This window comes from Andreprevotia chitinilytica DSM 18519, from assembly GCF_000711875.1.
In the GTDB taxonomy this organism is placed as follows: domain Bacteria; phylum Pseudomonadota; class Gammaproteobacteria; order Burkholderiales; family Chitinibacteraceae; genus Andreprevotia; species Andreprevotia chitinilytica.
In genome coordinates, this window is the sequence record NZ_JONM01000006.1 from 35,457 (window position 1) to 49,403 (window position 13,947).

General features: G+C 63.2%; 14 protein-coding genes. 7 read left to right on the top strand and 7 right to left on the bottom strand.

Annotated elements, in window-relative coordinates:
• Positions 1 to 22: 22 nt before the first annotated feature.
• Positions 23 to 610, top strand: coding sequence for a 2OG-Fe(II) oxygenase (locus BR41_RS09500; protein WP_035055691.1), 588 nt, complete (start codon positions 23 to 25; stop codon positions 608 to 610).
• A gap of 84 nt (positions 611 to 694) precedes the next feature.
• Entirely contained in the window at positions 695 to 1,168 is a 474-nt protein-coding gene (locus BR41_RS09505) for an outer membrane lipoprotein (protein WP_051710593.1), read from the top strand.
• A 117-nt stretch (positions 1,169 to 1,285) separates the two neighbouring features.
• On the opposite strand, the gene metF is transcribed toward BR41_RS09505, so the two are convergent.
• The 3 genes from metF to BR41_RS24620 form a co-directional block, all read right to left on the bottom strand.
• Positions 1,286 to 2,116 (bottom strand): methylenetetrahydrofolate reductase [NAD(P)H], encoded by an 831-nt coding sequence (gene metF / locus BR41_RS09510; protein WP_035055693.1) that lies wholly within the window; start codon positions 2,114 to 2,116, stop codon positions 1,286 to 1,288.
• A gap of 699 nt (positions 2,117 to 2,815) precedes the next feature.
• Positions 2,816 to 4,435, bottom strand: coding sequence for a diguanylate cyclase (locus BR41_RS09515; RefSeq protein ID WP_035055695.1), 1,620 nt, complete (start codon positions 4,433 to 4,435; stop codon positions 2,816 to 2,818).
• Entirely contained in the window at positions 4,422 to 5,966 is a 1,545-nt protein-coding gene (locus BR41_RS24620; protein WP_035055697.1) for a hypothetical protein, read from the bottom strand. Before BR41_RS24620 ends, BR41_RS09515 begins: the two co-directional genes overlap by 14 nt.
• A 253-nt stretch (positions 5,967 to 6,219) precedes the next feature.
• Here BR41_RS24620 and cobT point away from each other — a divergent pair, with 253 nt between their 5' ends.
• From cobT to cobU, 4 genes are read left to right on the top strand one after another with little or no spacing between them, the layout of a single operon-like run.
• Positions 6,220 to 7,257, top strand: coding sequence for a nicotinate-nucleotide--dimethylbenzimidazole phosphoribosyltransferase (gene cobT, locus BR41_RS09525; RefSeq protein ID WP_035055699.1), 1,038 nt, complete (start codon positions 6,220 to 6,222; stop codon positions 7,255 to 7,257).
• Positions 7,250 to 8,026, top strand: a complete 777-nt coding sequence (locus tag BR41_RS09530; protein ID WP_035055700.1) for an adenosylcobinamide-GDP ribazoletransferase — start codon at positions 7,250 to 7,252, stop codon at positions 8,024 to 8,026. The genes cobT and BR41_RS09530 overlap by 8 nt, the downstream gene beginning before the upstream one ends.
• Entirely contained in the window at positions 8,011 to 8,541 is a 531-nt protein-coding gene (locus BR41_RS09535; protein WP_035055702.1) for a histidine phosphatase family protein, read from the top strand. The genes BR41_RS09530 and BR41_RS09535 overlap by 16 nt, the downstream gene beginning before the upstream one ends.
• Positions 8,538 to 9,089 (top strand): bifunctional adenosylcobinamide kinase/adenosylcobinamide-phosphate guanylyltransferase, encoded by a 552-nt coding sequence (gene cobU, locus BR41_RS09540; RefSeq protein ID WP_035055703.1) that lies wholly within the window; start codon positions 8,538 to 8,540, stop codon positions 9,087 to 9,089. The genes BR41_RS09535 and cobU overlap by 4 nt, the downstream gene beginning before the upstream one ends.
• A gap of 112 nt (positions 9,090 to 9,201) precedes the next feature.
• Here cobU and BR41_RS09545 read toward each other — a convergent pair whose 3' ends face one another.
• Positions 9,202 to 10,203: an aldo/keto reductase gene (locus BR41_RS09545; protein ID WP_035055705.1), complete on the bottom strand. Its 1,002-nt coding sequence runs from the start codon at positions 10,201 to 10,203 to the stop codon at positions 9,202 to 9,204.
• A 123-nt stretch (positions 10,204 to 10,326) separates the two neighbouring features.
• On the opposite strand from BR41_RS09545, the gene BR41_RS09550 reads away from it, so the two are divergent.
• On the top strand, positions 10,327 to 11,229 hold the full coding sequence (locus BR41_RS09550) for a LysR family transcriptional regulator (RefSeq protein WP_035055707.1): 903 nt from the start codon (positions 10,327 to 10,329) through the stop codon (positions 11,227 to 11,229).
• Positions 11,230 to 11,458: 229 nt separating this feature from the next.
• Here the strand turns inward: BR41_RS09550 and BR41_RS09555 are convergent, their stop codons facing one another.
• The 3 genes from BR41_RS09555 to BR41_RS09565 all read right to left on the bottom strand — a co-directional run bounded on the left by BR41_RS09555 (position 11,459) and on the right by BR41_RS09565 (position 13,493).
• The gene (locus BR41_RS09555) at positions 11,459 to 11,722 is read right to left on the bottom strand and encodes a hypothetical protein (protein WP_035055709.1); all 264 of its coding nucleotides are present in this window, start codon (positions 11,720 to 11,722) and stop codon (positions 11,459 to 11,461) included.
• A 130-nt stretch (positions 11,723 to 11,852) separates the two neighbouring features.
• Positions 11,853 to 12,440, bottom strand: a complete 588-nt coding sequence (locus tag BR41_RS09560; RefSeq protein WP_051710595.1) for a GGDEF domain-containing protein — start codon at positions 12,438 to 12,440, stop codon at positions 11,853 to 11,855.
• A 105-nt stretch (positions 12,441 to 12,545) separates the two neighbouring features.
• A complete protein-coding gene (locus tag BR41_RS09565) occupies positions 12,546 to 13,493 on the bottom strand; it encodes a LysR family transcriptional regulator (protein WP_035055711.1) in 948 nt (315 codons plus the stop codon).
• Positions 13,494 to 13,947: the final 454 nt, after the last annotated feature.

Here is a 13,947-nt window from a genome sequence, read left to right on the forward strand (position 1 = left end):
ATCCATTTAAAGGAGTAATCGCGTGGTTTCTCTAGATGCTATTGCCGATGCCTTGGTCGACCCGGGTTGGGTGGAAATACCCGGCTTTCTGTCTGAACGCGAGGCGGATGCCTTGCTCACGCACGCCAAGGCGCGGCGTGATGATTTCAGCCGCGCCGGCATCGGTCGTGCCGGGCTGCATCAGCTCAACGCCGCAATCCGTAGCGACGAAGTGCTGTGGCTTGATAAGGAAGACGGTGCCGACTCGCTGGCGTGGCACCGCCTCGAAGAGTTGCGTGCCGTGCTCAACCAGGCGCTTTTCCTCGGGCTGGCCGAACTCGAATGTCATTTAGCGGTCTACCCGGAAGGCAGTTTTTATGCCCGCCACATAGACCAGCATCGCAATCAAGACACCCGGGTGATCACCGTCGTGCTGTACCTGAACCCGGATTGGCGCGACGAGCACGGTGGCGAATTAAGGCTGTATCTGGATGACGGCACCCACCGCGATATCCGGCCGGAAGCCGGCAAGCTGGTGGTGTTCATGTCGGATCGGTTCGAGCATGAAGTTCTGCCGGCCAAGCGTGAGCGCTGGTCGCTCACCGGCTGGTATCGCCGGCGCGCGGTATGACGTTGATGTGAATTAAGTTACAGCGCATGTAATGCGGCACGCGTAGGATCGCAGCATCCCTATCGTTTTCTCTGGAGCAATACCATGAAATTAACCAGCCTGATGGCCGCCGTCATGGCCGGCGCTTTGTTGGCAGGCTGCGCCAGCGACTCCGCCAACGTGTATTCCAAGAACGAAATGCGTCGCGCCGCGACCGCTCGTTCCGGCGTGGTGCAAAACGTGCGCGAAGTGAAAATGGAAGATTCGACCGGTATCGGCGGCGTAGCCGGTGGCGTGCTCGGTGGTGTGGTGGCCAGCCAGAATATCGGTGGTGGCACCGGCCAGATCGTGAGCGGCGTGTTGGGCGCGATTGCCGGTGGCCTGATCGGTAACCAGATCGAAAAATCCACGACGGCCAAGAAAGCACTTGAGATCACCGTCAAGCTCGACAATGGTTCGCGCCTGGTCGTGGTGCAGGAAGCCGACATTGCGTTCTCGGTCGGCCAGCGTGTCGACGTGCTGGATGATGGCCGCACCAGCCGCGTTGTGCCTTATATGGGTGGCAACGGAGCGTATTGAGGTGGGTATTGATTGACGGTCCCTACGTTACCCAACAAAAAACCGGCTTGATGGCCGGTTTTTTGTTGGCTGCCGTTTCTGGCGGTGATTGCGTCACCCCCCCCGATCAATCCCCAATCAAAGCCCCAAACGCTGCCACACCGTCGACACCGCACCCGCCGCGTTCAGCGTATAGAAGTGCAGGCCCGGCGCATCGTTCTGCAGCAAGCGGTCGCACAACTCAGTGACGAAATCGAGACCAAAGGCGCGGATCGAGGCCGAATCATCGCCGAACGATTGCAGCCGCAGCCGCAGCCAACGCGGAATCTCCGCACCGCACATGTCGGAAAAGCGCGCCAGCTGGGTGAAGTTCTGGATCGGCATGATGCCCGGCACGATCGGGATATTCACGCCGCGTGCCTGTACCTCGTCGACGAAGCGGAAGTAAGCATCCGCGTTGAAGAAATACTGCGTGATCGCCGCATCGGCACCGGCATTGACCTTGTTCACGAAGTTACGCAGGTCCGCTTCGGCGTTCTGGGCCTGCGGGTGGAATTCCGGGTAGGCCGCCACTTCGATCTGGAACCAGTCACCGTGTGTTTCGCGGATGAACGATACGAGTTCGTTGGCATAACGGAAATCGCCCACGTCGACCATGCCGGACGGAATATCGCCACGCAGCGCCACGATATGGCGAATGCCGTGATCGCGGTAGCGCTGCAGGATTTCGGCGATATTGGCGCGGGTGCTGCCGATGCACGACAGGTGTGGCGCGGCGGCGAAGCCTTCCTGGCGGATTTCCAGCACCGCGTTCAGCGTGCCTTCCTGCGTGGTGCCGCCGGCGCCGAAGGTGACCGAGAAGAATTCCGGCTTGAACTGCGCCAGTTGCCGGCGCGTATTGCGCAGCTTCTCCGCGCCTTCTTGCGTCTTGGGCGGGAAGAATTCGAAGCTGAAAGTACGCGCGTTCATGGTGCAGGCCGAGTTTGGAATGAAGGCCCCGATGTTATCACCGATGGCGCGGGGGCTTCATCCGCAACGGGTGCAGGATGGTATGAGGGGGATTCATGTCGTGCCCCGTAGCCCGGACGGCTTTGCCGGCCGTGGAGCGCCGCTTGCGTGAATGCTATGGGCGTAGAGGTTAAGCGCCGTTGGCGCGGGTAAAGGCTTTACAGCGCGTTCCGCCGCGCGGACGGGGAAGGGACTTTGTCTCGGGCTGTACATATTCCTTTGGGCCCCCTCCACCCCAAAGGCGACCCTGCAAAAGCGTCTGGCGCAAGCGCCAGATTCCCCCGCCAGCCAGCCCGTCACGGGCGGGAATCGAAAACTCGGGCCAAGGCCCTCAAACACTCGATCCCCGAAACCCCCGTGCCGGACTGGCTGGCGGGGCGCTTTTGAAAGGGGGGGCAGACCATCTACTCCCCGACCCTCTTCTTGAAGGAGAGGGTGACGCTACTTGATGCTGCAATGGTTCAAGTTACACTGAGCCGGACTTGTCTCCCCTCGCCCGTGTACGGGAGAGGGGCCGGGGGTGAGGGCACTACCACGGTCCGCGCCCTTTTCACGGCCCTCTCCCTAACCCTCTCCCACTAATAGCTGAGTAAGGCCAAAGCCTTGCACGCGAGGGCGAGGGAATAAAACCCGTAGCCTCAACGGGTGGCGAACTCCCAACTACAGACTATCCGGCGTCACCGACAACTCCACCCGATTCCGCCCCAGCCCCTTGGCCCGATACAGCGCCTCGTCCGCACGCGCAATCAAGCTGGCTGGCGTGTCGCCCAGCGTCGCTTCGGAAACGCCGGCCGACAGCGTCAGCCCCCGCTTACCCAGCAGCGGCGACCAATCATGCCGTTCGACGCGCTGCCTGATCCGCTCCGCCACCGGCCATGCCTCCACCAGTCGCAAGCCTTCCAGCAGCACCAGGAATTCCTCGCCGCCGAACCGTACCGGCGTGTCCTGACCGCGGCAGGTCTGGCGGAGCAGCTCGCTGACTTGCGCCAGTACCGCATCGCCCACCAAGTGAGAGAAATCGTCGTTGATGGCTTTGAAGTGGTCGATGTCGAGCACCAGCAGCGAACACGGCGGGTCGCCTTGCCAATTCGTTAGCCGACTGGCCAGTTGGCCGTCGAGCCAGCGTCGGTTGGCCAGACCGGTCAGTGCGTCTTCGTACGCCTCGATATGCAGCCGGTGCAGCAGTTTGTCCTGGCTGGTCTGCGCTTCTTTGAGCCGCAGGTTTTCCTGGCGCGATAGCTCCAGCTTGAGCCGGGTATCGAGCTTGTCCAATCGCTTGAGCGCCGCCTTGTCGAGCGCTAGCAGCGGCGTGTGGCGCATCAGTTCGGCTTCCACCGTGTGCGATGCGCGCAATGCAGCCAGTGCCTCGCGAGGGCGTTGCGTGGCTTCGTAGACGGCGGCGAGCGTGTCCAGCACTTCGCACAGTTGCAGGCGGATCTGGCTTTCCTCGGCCAGTGCCCGGGCGCTGCGTAGCACCTGCTCGGCGTGTTGTCCGTCGCCGCTTCGCCAGTGTGCCTGGCCGAGCCGCATCAAGCACATCACATGCGCCCAGGCGTGATGCGTGATTTGCGCCGCCCGCGTGCCTTCGCGCAAGCAGACCATGCCGGCCTCGACCTGGCCGAGCATGATCAGCGACTGGCCGCGATACAGACAGGTTTCCGCCTGCAGGATGTCGATGCCCTGCGCCGAAATCATCCGGTCGGCTTCATCGAGGATTTCCAGCGCCTCGTGGTAGCGGCCCAGATAGACATAGTCCGCCGCCAGAAACAGCCGGATGTTGATGTAGAGCTCGGCGTCGACCAGTGCACTGCTATAGGCCAGTGCCCGCTCGTGGTGATGCAGTGCGCGTTCGCGATCGCCGGCGGCGTCGAAAATGCCGCCGATAAAGGCGAAGGCGCGCACATATGCGGCGATGTCGCCCAGCTCCATCGCCAGCTCGATGCACTCCACCCAATACGCCAGCGCTTCGCGGTAACGGCCGACGGTGTACAGCCGATCCGCCAGATTGCTCAGCACCCGCAGGCGATCGGTGGGCAAATGGCGGGTGGTGGCCAGCACCAGCGCCTCGTGCAAGGTGGTAATCGACGCTTCGTTCTGGCCGAGTTGGTCTTCAGCTGCAGCCTTGAGCGAGAGGGCGTTGAGCCGTTCACTGGGCGAGCCGGTGCGGCGGGTGTGCGTTTCGGCCGCGATGGCGTTGCGGAGCGCTTCTTGCGGTTCGCGCCGCGCCAGTGCTTCGCTGGCGCGGGTCAGTAGGGCTTCGAATGCGTCAGGGGCAGGCATGGCGGCCTTCGGATTCCGGGACGGGGGTGGTGACCAAGGCCGCCTGCGCACAGGCGAGCAGGGCATCGATGGCGAGGCCGCGTGCGCCCTGAACGACCCCGATCCGGCACTTGCTGCTTTCCCACGGTGAGGCGGCATGCAACTGCTGGATAGCGCTGGCGATCCGGTCGAGCCAACCGGCCGGCGCGGGCCGCAGCAGCAGGATGTAGAGGCCGGTGGCGAATTCGGTCAGCAGATCATCTTCGCGCACGAGGCTGGCCAGCCAGAGCATCCGGCTGCGTTCCAGGTGCGGGCTGGTGGTTGCAGGGTCGTCGCCCAAGCCATCGAACTGGATCAGGCACAAACCGAAATCGCTTTCCATCGCGGCAACGTGCTGCAGGCGCTGCTGCCAGACATGCCGCTCGACCAGCAGCGGCCGCTCGCCCGATGCACTGGCCGTGTTCAAGGCCGGGGCGGAGAGCATCCGGTTGATCAGGCGATCGATTTCCCGTTTGAGCCGGGCCAGCTTGCTCGATGCCACGTCACGGTCGCCCGCGCGTTGATAACGGCGCATGGCCGCCAGATTCAGTTCGCGATAGGTCTTGAACTCGGCCAGGGCGCGTTTCCAGTCCTGTTGCTGCTCGGCCAGTTGCGCCCAGTCGGCGGCAATCTGGGTCTGAAAGTCGATCAGCTCGAAACGGGCGGCGATATGGCGGGCGTGGTCGAGCGCGGCTTCGGCCTCGCTCAATGCCGCGCTATCTTGCGCGGCCACCGTCAGGGCGATGCGGGCTTGCTGCAACAAGGTCAGCGTTTGCGCCCAGCCGAGCAATTCGTCATCGCACACCAGCAACCATGCCGCCGTGCATTCGTCGGTAGCGCGGGCAACATCGCCAAGTTCCAGCCACGCCCGTGAGCGGTAGTCGTGCACCTCGGCCAGCCAGGTCGCATCGCCGATCAAGGCCAGCAGGGTTTCCGCGCCGGTCAGCGTTTCGACGGCGGCTTCATATTGTCCGGTTTCGACCTGCGCCCGGCCGAGGCAGATGGCCGCCTTGCCGGCCAGCAAGGGCAGCTGCAGTCGCTGCGCCTGTTGCATGGCGAGTTTGTGGAAGGTTTGGGCGTCGTCGAATTGCTGATGCAGCATCCACAGATTGCCGATGCCGATCAGTGCCTCGATGCCGAGTTCGTCCTGACCGGTGATCAGGCTCAGCTCCAGGCTTTTGCTCCAGGCGGCGAAGGCGGCGAGAGTGTCGCCACGGGCGGTGTGGAGTTGGGCGGTCACGTGCTGGGATTCGGCCAACAAATCCAGCGCGCCTTCGTGTTGGGCCGCGCGAGCCGCCTGCCGGACGACCTTGAGCCCTTCGTCGTAGCGCATCGCCGCCCACAAGGCTTGCGCCCGCAGCAGCTGCGCTTCGGCAATGCCGTGACCGTATGCATGTACTTGCGCTTCCGCCAGCAGGGCATCCGCGGCGGCCAGGCGTTGCGGGGCGACGTGGGTTGCGCCCTGGCGCAGACGGCGAAGATGCAAATCGATCAGCAGCGGCGAGCGGCTCAACGGTGTCCTCTTCTCTTCTCGTTCTTATTCAGCGCTTCATGCAGCGCTACCGAAGTGATTCAAGTAGACGCCGATTCACCTTAACGCTAAATGACGCGATTGCGAAAGTTCGCGCTGCCGGCTGGCGTTTTATGTGTTGGTTTTGTCATCTCGCACACGCCATTTCGGACCTTGTTTCAGGGGGCGTTTCGTCGGCCGTTTCATTTGCCGAAAGGCCGCGTATCATCCTGCAATCCTCGCTAATGGGTATGCCATGAACATCTCCATCCCGCCGCTCTCCAAAGATCTTGCTGCTTCGTTGCAGCACAAGCTGGATCGCAAGACCAAACCGGTCGGCAGTCTGGGCCGTATCGAAGACCTCGCCAGGCAGCTTGGCCTGATCCAGCAGCGGCTCGATCCGCAGATCGTCAACCCGACGATGCTGGTTTTCGCCGGTGATCATGGTCTGGCGCGGGCGGGGGTCAGCCCGTATCCGTCCGAAGTCACGCCGCAGATGGTGCTCAACTTTCTGGCGGGTGGCGCAGCGATCAGCGTGCTAAGCCGGGTGAACGGGCTGGATCTCAAAGTGGTGAACGCCGGCGTGAATTTTGAATTTGCCCCGCACCCGCTCTTGATCGACCGCCCGGTGGCACGCGGCACGGCGAACAGTCTTGAAGCCGCCGCGATGACGTCGGCACAGGTGCAGCAGGCACTGGAAACCGGCGCAGCCATCGTCGACGACCTCGCCGCCGCCGGTTGCACCGTGCTGGGCTTGGGCGAAATGGGCATCGGCAATACCTCCGCCGCCGCGCTGATCATGGCCCGCCTCACCGGCCAGCCGATTGCGCACTGCGCCGGGCGTGGCACCGGGCTGGACGATGCCGGCCTTGCCCGCAAGATCGAGATTCTGGAACGGGTTCTCATCCGTCATCCGGATGCGCGTAGCCCGCTGGATGTACTGGCTGCGTTTGGCGGTTTTGAAATTGCCATGATGGCCGGCGCCTACCTTGCCGGCGCGGCCCAACGCATGCTGTTGCTGGTCGATGGTTTCATCGCCACCAGCGCCTTGCTGGTCGCCAGCCAGATCAACCCGGCCGTGCTCGACTACTGCGTGTTCAGCCACTGTTCCGATGAAAACGCCCACCGCCGCCTGATCTGGATGCTCGACGGCGAACCCTTGCTTGATCTCGGCTTGCGCCTGGGCGAAGGCAGCGGTGCGGCGCTGGCATTCCCGTTGGTAACCGCTGCCGTGGCACTACTCAACGAAATGGCATCGTTCGAGTCGGCGGGCGTTTCCGACCGCGATGGCTGATCTGTTCAAGGGCTGGTTGCGGTCGCTGTTGGTCGCGCTGGCCTACTTCACCCGCATCCCGATTCCAGCGTGGGTGGGATATCAGGCGGATGATCTGGAGCGGGCCGCGAAGTACTTCCCGCTGATTGGTCTGATCGTCGGCGCGTTGGCTGCCGGCGTCTGGCTGGCGGCGAGTCAGGTTTTTCCGCTCCGCGTGGCGCTGGTGCTCAGCCTGATCGCCAGCGTGTGCGTCACCGGCGCATTCCATGAAGACGGCCTGGCGGATGCGGTCGATGGTTTTGGCGGCGGTTACACCCGCGACAAAGTGCTGGAGATCATGCACGACTCGCGCATCGGTAGTTTTGGCGCGATTGCATTGATCCTCGCCTTTCTCCTCAAGCTGGAAACGCTGGCCGCCTTGCCGCGTGGCTTGATCGCTGCAGCTATGATCACCGCCCACACCGCCAGCCGCTTCATCGCCGTGAGCTTGCTGGCGACGCTCGATTATGTCCGCCCGGCCGGCAAGGCCAAACCGGTGGCGACGCGATTGGGTGGTGTGGATTTGCTCGTCGCCGCAGTGTTCGGCCTTGCGCCTTTGTTGGCCTTTGGCATCGTCTTCAACTGGCAAGCCAGCGTGGCGGTGTTGGGCATCCTCATCCTGCTGCGCGTCCTGATCGCCCGTTATCTGGTGCATCGCATCGGCGGCTATACCGGCGATACGCTCGGCATGGCGCAGCAACTGGCCGAACTCGCCATCTACCTCACCTTCGCGGCATGGCGCTTTACCTGATCCGCCATCCGCAACCGCTGGTCGAGCCAAGTATCTGTTACGGCCGGCTCGACTTGCCGCTGGCCGAGCCGGTCGCGACGACACTCGCCGCGATCTGCGCCCAGTTGCCAGCCGCGTTCACCTGCTACTCCAGCCCCCTGCAACGTTGCCGCTTGCTGGCCGAAGCCCTCCATCCTCAGCCGATCTTCGATGCGCGCTTGCTCGAACTCGATTTCGGCCGTTGGGAGGGCATGTGCTGGAACGACATCGGCCCGGCCGCGCTGGATCAGTGGATTGCCAGCGATTACACCGGTGAGTGCCATGGCGGAGAGGGCGTGGTCGACTTGCAGGCGCGCATTGGCGCTTGGGCGCAGGAGCAGGTCGGAGCGGCACAAGCCGTCGTCGCCGTGACGCACGCCGGCGTGATTCGCACTCTGCTCGCGCAGACCAATGGCTGGAGCGTGGCGGAGTCGCTGCAATACCCGATCGCCTTCGGCAGTGTCACTTTGCTGGATCTGCAGGAATTCCCCCGATGACCCATACCCTCATCCTCGGCGGCGCACGCTCCGGCAAAAGCGCCTTGGCCGAACAGCTCGCCCGAGAATCCGGCCGGCGCGTGGTGGTGATCGCCACCGCGTCCGCGCTGGATGCCGAAATGGCCGAACGCATCGCCCGCCATCGGGCCGACCGGCCAGCGGACTGGATCACGGTCGAAGAGCCCATCGCATTGGGCGAAGCAATCCTGCGCCATGCCGCGGCGGATACGCTGGTGCTGGTGGATTGCCTGACCTTATGGCTGACCAATGTGTTGTTCGGCGACTGTGCCGACCTGCCCGAGCAGGGCGTCTTCCCACTGCCCGCTGTATTCGAACGCGAGCGGTTGGCGCTGTTGCAGGCGCTGGAGCAAGCAACTGGCGAGGTGGTGCTGGTGAGCAATGAAGTCGGCCTGGGCATCGTGCCGCTTGGCGCGATCAACCGCATATTCGTCGATGAGGCCGGACGCTTGAATCAGGCCGTGGCGAAGGTCTGCGGCAAGGTGGTCTTCGTGGCGGCCGGGTTGCCGCTGGTGCTCAAAGGCGCATAAACCGGTCGATCGTAGGGCGCAATCCCCGCAGGGCATCGCGCCGTATTTGGGCGAATCCCCAACGGGTGCGGCGCAATGCCCTGCGGGGATTGCGCACTACAATCCCCTTGTCTCAATGCCCGCCTTCGCTATCCAGATGCGCCATCTGCATGGCGTTATAACGCTCACCCGCTACGGCGCTGGCCGGCACCGCTTCCTCGATCCGGGCGAGGTCGGTGGTGGAGAGCTGCAAGGCGGTTGCGCCCAAGGCCTCAGCCAGACGATCACGTTTGCGGGCGCCGACCAGCGGCACGATGTCATGGCCGCGCGACAGCACCCAGGCAATCGCCACCTGCGCGACCGATGCACCCAGTCCGGTGGCTACTTCGCGCAGTGTCTCGACCAGCGCCAGATTCTGCGCCAGATTGTCCGCACCAAAACGCGGGCTGAAGTTGCGGAAGTCGCCGACTGCCGTCTTGCGGTCGGCCGACCAGTGGCCGCTGATCAAACCCCGTGACAACACCCCGTAGGCGGTTATGCCGATACCCAGTTCACGGGTGGTCGGCAGGATCTCGGTCTCGATGCCACGCGAGATCAGCGAGTACTCGATCTGCAGATCGCTGATCGGGTGGACAGCGGCGGCGCGGCGGATGGTGGCTGCGCCGACTTCCGACAGCCCGATGTGCCGCACATAGCCGGCCTGCACCATGTCGGCCATCGCGCCGATGGTGTCTTCGATCGGCACGTTCGGGTCGAGCCGGGCGAGGCGATAGACGTCGATGTGATCGGTGCCCAGACGGCGCAGCGTGTAGGCGAGGGCGCTCTTCACCGCGGCCGGCCGGCCATCCATGCCGAGCCAGTTGCCGCCGGCATCGCGCAGCGCGCCGAATTTCACGCTTAGCTGCACTTGGTCGCGATTGCGGCCCTTGAGCGCTTCGCGGATCAGCATTTCGTTGTGGCCCATGCCGTAGAAATCACCGGTATCGAGCAAGGTGATGCCGGCATCGAGCGCGGCGTGGATGGTGGCGATGCTTTCCGCTTCGTCGGCCGGGCCGTACAGATCGGACATGCCCATGCAGCCAAGGCCAAGGGCGGAAACGTGCGGGCCGGTGCGGCCCAGAGTGCGCTGATTCATGATTTGCTCCAAACGTAACGTGGATGAGGACGACGGAATGGATTCTGCGCTGATCATTGGTGTGGATATACGCGCTAAAATCGAAATGATTATTCGAAATAAACCAACAAACTTCGGTGCTTCATGGATCAACTGCAAGCAATGCGCGTCTTTGTCCGCGTGGCCGAACACGGCAGCTTCACCCTGGCAGCCGAGCAGCTGAATACGCCGCGCGCCACGGTGACCAATGCGGTGCAGCAGCTCGAAAAACATCTTGGCGTGCGCTTGTTTCACCGCACCACGCGCAAGGTCACGCTCTCGCCAGAGGGCACCGTCTATCACGAACACTGCACGCGGTTGCTGGCTGATCTGGATGCGACCGAGGCGCTGTTCCCCGGCACGCTGGCCGCGCCGCAAGGTGTAGTGCGGGTCGATCTGCCGGAACGGCTGGCGCGCACGGTGGTGATTCCGGCGCTACCGGAGTTCTGCGCCCAGTACCCCGGCATCCAGCTGCGTTTGTCCGCTACCGATCGGCTGGTCGATCTGATCGAGGAGGGGATTGATTGCGTGGTGCGCGTCGGCCCGCTGCGGGATTCCAGCGTGATCGCCCGCCGCATCGGCGTGCTGCCGCAGATCAATTGCGGGGCACGCGGCTATCTGGATCGCTACGGCCGGCCGCAATCACCAGCTGATCTGGCGCAGCATCTGGCCGTGAATTTTTTCTCCAACCGCACCGGCCGCGATCTGGATTGGGAGTACAGCGAAGACGGCAAGCCACGGGCGATTCGCATGCGTGGCTTGATCTCGGTGAGCAGCACCGAAGCGTATATCGCAAGCTGCGTGGCCGGGTTGGGTTTGATCCAGGCGCCGAAGAGCGGAATCGAGGCGCAATTGGCGAGCGGGGAGCTGGAAGAAGTCATGCCGGACTGGCGACCGCCAGCGCTGCCGGTATCGGTGCTCTACGGCCATCAGCGCTACCTCGCGCCACGGGTGCGGGTGTTCGTGGATTGGGTGGCGGCGCTGCTGGCGCAGCGGGATTGGGGGTGATGAGGACTATGTTGGAAAATATTGTAGGAGCGAGCTTGCTCGCGATTGCTCTGGCATTTCGGCCGTGCTCATCGCGAGCAAGCTCGCTCCTACAAGTGCGCCGGTGGCCTTGGCATGTGTGGTCTTGATGCGATGTTGCCCCGGGCCGGCAAGTCGTCCGGGCTACGGGGGCGCCATAGAAAACGGGCAGCTTGAGCTGCCCGTTTTCTATGGCATTGATGGCGTCGAATCAATAATCCGGCACCCCAAACGCAGTGAGAATGTAATCAAACTGCGCCACATCCATCTGCTCGGCCACGTACGGCTGCAGCAGGGCGACGCGGGGCGCGTCCAGCATGTAGGACAATTTCATATCGGGGTCGGGCTTGTCCTGCTCGTGCTTGAACAAGTCGTAGAGGAATTGCGGCGAGACGGTATCAGCGAGGGGCAGATGGCCGATAAAGCCGCCATCCATGCCTTTGTCCCAGACTTCGATGACGCGGACGATTTTCATAAACTTGCCTACGGGACGGCTGGAAACGGGGCTGCCATTATACCGCTTCGAAGATTTCTCCCCTCTCACACTTATAGCTGAGCAAGGCAAAGCCTTGCACGCGAGGGAGAGGGGCGGAGACGGCTGGGTTTCAGGTATTCACCAAGCCCACATTCGCATCGGCGGCCAGCAGCAAATCCTCGATGGTGTCGGATTCGTTCTGGATCGTGGCATGGCCCACGGTGACGGAGACGGCGATATCGCGGCCGTCCTCCAGATGCACCAGATTCGATGCCACGCGGGCGGCGATGCGGTCGGCGACGGTGATCGCGCCATCGAGCGGCGTGTCGGGCAGTACCAGGGCGATTTCCTCGCCGGAGAAGCGCCCGAGCAGATCGAAATCACGCACGCAGCTGCGGCAGGCATCGGCCACGTGGCGCAACACCAGATCGCCAGCATGGGTGCCATATTGTTCGTTCAGTTTGCGCATATGGTCGATATCGACCAACAGGGCAGAGAGCACGTGACCGGCGCGCTGGGCGCGATTGACCTCGCGCCCGGCTTGTTCCAGAAAAATCGGACGCAGCGGCAAGCCGGTCAGGAGGTCGACATTGCCGTCGACAGGGGCAGCCTTACGCTGCCGTGCCCGCTGCCACGCCACGCCCAACACCAGCGCTACCAGCCAGCCCATGGCGGCGATCCCCCATGCGAGCGCGGCCCAGCTGTCGTCATTGCCCATTCACTGCCCCCTTTCCGATGTTGACAGTGTAAGTGCTGGCGAGGGGAATTTCACCCACGGTATGGTGTTGGCATGTACCGCGATGATCCTCGGCAGGGCGATCGGCTATGCGAGCCATGATGCGTGTGCCGCCCCGGCAGGATCGTTGAGCAAGTGCGCCACCAGCCGGCTCAGCCCGCGTGTTTGCGCCTTTTGGCGGTGCATGACCAGGTGAAAGCGTCGGCTGAGGCGGGGCAAGGAGGTGGGAAGGGCGACCAGCGCCCCGGTGCCGATCAAGTCGGCAACCACGCAGCGCGACAGACATGTCAGCCCCAAGCCATTGGCGGCGGCGCGCTTGATGGCTTCCGAATTGCCGAACTCGATGCCGGCGCGCAGGTGATGCAGATGCGGAATCAGCAGCTGGTTGATGATTTCCCGCGTGCCCGAGCCCGGTTCGCGCAGCAGCCAGACGGCATCGCGCAGCGCATCCATGCGGACTGGCTGGCCTGACTCGGCTGGCCGGATCGGGTCATCGGGGGCGCAAACGATGAGCAATTCGTCGTCCAGCCACGGCGTGACCGTCAGTTCCGGCTCGTGACAGGGGCCTTCGATCAGGCCGATATCGAGCTGGAAGTTGGCGACCAGCTGGGTGATGGCGGCCGTGTTGGCGATGGTCACGCTGGCTTGCCAGCCGGCTTGGGCGGCGGGCGGCAATTGCTGGCGAAACTCCCCCAGCAACTGGGGCAACAGGTAGTTGCCGATGGTCGTGCTGGCCCCGATGCGCAACGCGCCGATCTGCGCATCAGCATCGTGCGCCCAGCTTTCGATGCCGGCCGCGCCATCCAGCACTGCCAATGCTTGCGGCAGGAGTGTCCGCCCGTCGTTATTGAGCAGCAGGCGTTTGCCAACCCGATCGAACAGGCGCACACCAAGTTGCCCTTCGAGATCGTTCAGCGCGGCGCTGGTGGCCGATTGCGACAACGCGATGACATCGGCCGCCGCACCGGTACTGCCGTGCTCGGCCACGGCCTGGAAGATCTGGAGCTGACGCAAGGTCAGTCGGAGTGTGCTCATGCGATCCCCCTTAGAGGCTGATTTAGTTATGCGCCTACGGCGCGGTTCAAAAGCATTACAGCGGGAATCCGTCCCGCGGCCGGGGAAGGGACTTTGTCTCGCCAAAGCCCCCTCCACCCCAAAGGCGACCCCCGCTGGGCGGCCCTCCAGGCTACCCTCGGTCGGTCGCGAGCCTAAGGTCTCGCGACACTCCGTCGGCGCTTAGCGCGAAGGGAGGAAACCCCGCAACGCAACCAATTGCGGAAACAACGACCGGCAACTGTTTGCGAAGTCTGTTGTTTTGTCGGGCGCAATCCCCGTCGCGTGCGAATCTTTGATTCGCTCAGCAATGAGGCATTGCGCCGCATCTTTTCCCTGAGTCGCTCTCTCAAAGTTCGTTAAACAAAGGTTCTTAAGTAATTAACCTGTTTTTCAGCTCGATAATACAAAAATTACGCGTTGGATCGCTTGGTTT